The 2,629-nt window shown below is 66.5% G+C and carries 1 protein-coding gene; it reads left to right on the top strand.

Annotated elements, in window-relative coordinates:
• The coding region (locus EN964_RS31325; protein WP_164776132.1) for a DUF2339 domain-containing protein at positions 1 to 2,449 on the top strand (2,449 nt) is incomplete at its 5' end.
• Between the last annotated feature and the right edge of the window lie 180 nt (positions 2,450 to 2,629).

Raw genomic sequence — 2,629 nt, 5'->3', positions numbered from 1 at the left:
CCCGTGGACCGCTCCAGAACCGGCACCGAAGGCAGTGGAACCTGCGGAGCTTCCCGGAGCGGCGAAAGCCGCCCGCCAATCCGATGTCGAAACCGCGCTCGGCACCCGCTGGGCGGTCTGGGTCGGTGGCATCGCGCTGGCGCTGGGCGGCCTGTTCCTGATCCGCTACACCATCGAGGCAGGTATTTTCGGTCCCGGCGTGCGGCTGACCATGGCCGGCGTGCTCGGCCTGGTGCTGGTGGCCGGCGGCGAGTTCATCCGCCGCACCGGCTTCAAGGTGCCGGTGCAAGGGGCCGCTGGCGCTTATATTCCAGCGATCCTGACTGCTGCCGGTGCCTTCATCCTGTTCGGCACCGTCTATGCCGCGCATGGCATTTACGGCTTCATCGGCCCGGCACTCGCCTTCACGCTGCTCGGCGTCATCGGCGTGGCAACGATCGCGGCCGCCCTGGTCCATGGTCAGGCGCTGGCCGGCATCGGCCTGGTAGGCGCCATGGTGACGCCGGTGCTGGTCGCCTCGCAGGCACCCAATCCCTGGGCGCTTTTCGGCTATCTCGCGATCGTGCTTGCCGTCACCGGCGTCATCGCCCGCATGCGCGATTGGAAATTACTGATGGCGGCCGCCTTTTTCGGCGCCGGTGTCTGGACCATCCTCTATATGACCGATGCGCCAGGGGCGAACCTCTCTGCCATCCTGTTCATCGACGCCGTCACGCTGGCCGTGCTCGCCCTTGTCTGGCTCGCTCGCCGTGACGACGAACCTGGACCAGCCAGGGCTTTCGACTGGCCGTCCATCGTGCCTGGCCTGTTCGTCGCATTCTCGGCGCTGGGCCTGTCGGTCGACCCGGCCTTCGCTGCCGCCGGCTACGCCTTGCCGGGCGCGGTGGTGATCGCCGCGATGGTGGGGGTCGCGCTTTATCGTCCGCTGGCGCTGCCGCTCCTCTATGCCGCGGGACTGGTCACGGTGCTGATCTATCTCGGCATCATCCCGCCAACCTCGATCGCTTCCGATTTTTCCAGCGGCGCCTTGGGCGTCGACGGACTGCCGGTGGCCACGTCCAACGCGCTGACCTTGCGCATCGGCATCGTACTCGGCCTGGTCTTCATCGGCGCCGGCTTCTGGGCCGCGCGCCGGTTCGCCGCCGGCACGCAGATCCGCGCGGCCTCATGGGCAGCGTGGGGCGTCATTGTCCCGCTGGTCATCCTGCTGGCACTCTGGTTCACCTTCGGCAATCTCGACCGTGACCTTGTCTACGCTGCCGCAGCGGCACTGCTGGTCGTCATTTTCGCCGCCGGCGGCGAGTGGATCGCGCGGGCCGAGGAGCCGCCGCTCAAGGGCGGTGTCGCGGTGTCGTTTGCCCTGGGCGGCGCGGCCATCGCCGGGCTCCTGCTCATGCATATGGCTTTCGATTCCGGCTGGACCACCATCCTGCTCGGTGCGGCGGCCATCGTGCCGGCGCTGACTACGCGCTGGCGCGCCTATCCGGTGCTCGGCTGGATTTCGGTCGGCGCGGTGATCGCGGTGCTTGGCCGCGTCGCTTTCGACCCGACCATCGTCGGTGCCGGGTTCCTGTCGACGACGCCGGTGTTCAACTGGCTGCTGCCAGGCTACGGCGTGCCGGCACTGGCCTTCGGCTTTGCCGCCTGGCAGCTTGCGCGCACCACGAATGGCCGGCCGCGCCTTGCCATGGAGGCGGCTGCGGCGCTGTTTGCGCTGCTCACGCTCGCTATGCTGGTGCGCCACGCCATGCACGGCGGCGTCATCGACACGGGTGCCATGACGCTCGCCGAACAGTCGATCTACACCCTGATCGCCATCGGCGCCGGCGCCATCCTGGTCGCCATCGACATGCGCTCGCCAAGCTCGGTGCTGCGCTATGGTTCGATGGCCGCCGGTGTGGCCTCGGTCGCCTTCATCGTTGTCAGGCACTTCGTCGTGCTGAATCCGCTGTTGTCAGACGAATCGACAGGCCGGATCCCGGTGTTCAACCTGTTGTTCCTCGCCTATCTCCTGCCTGCGGTCGCCGCCGGGGGACTGGCGCTCTACGCCAGGGACAAGCGGCCGAAATGGTATGCGCAGATGCTGGCCGTGGTGGCTGCCGTGCTTGCCTTCGCCTATGCCACGCTGTCGGTGAGGCGCCTGTTCAAGGGCGAGTTCATCGGCTTGTGGAGCGGCCTCGGCCAGTTGGAAACCTATACCTACTCGGCGCTTTGGCTGGTGATTGGCGTTGCGCTCCTCACAGCCGGTGTCTGGTTGAAATCGCAGGTGCTGCGCGTCGCCTCGGCCGCGCTGATCGCGATCGCCGTGCTGAAGGTCTTCATCTTCGACATGTCGGAGCTGGAAGGTGTGCTGAGGGCGTTGTCGTTCATCGGCCTTGGCGCCGTGCTGATCGGCATCGGCCTGTTTTATCAGCGGCTTTTGACGCGGGCGGCGCGGGAAAACGGATAAAGGCAAGCAAGAACAATAAGATTTCACCCCGACCGGGAATAAATCGGCACTAGCCAGCGTTATTGCATTGCTTGGGTGACCGGGGCGGGAGACCGCTTCGCGCTGGCCGCTTGCGCCGTGCCCGGAAGGCGCGTTCAATTGGGATCAATAAGGGCGACCTCGAAACCAGCGGTCATGGAC

This window comes from Mesorhizobium sp. M7A.F.Ca.CA.001.10.2.1 (genome assembly GCF_003998575.1).
GTDB lineage: Bacteria > Pseudomonadota > Alphaproteobacteria > Rhizobiales > Rhizobiaceae > Mesorhizobium.
Note: the sequence above shows the minus strand (reverse complement) of the source record. Positions and strands in the feature narration are given on the sequence as shown.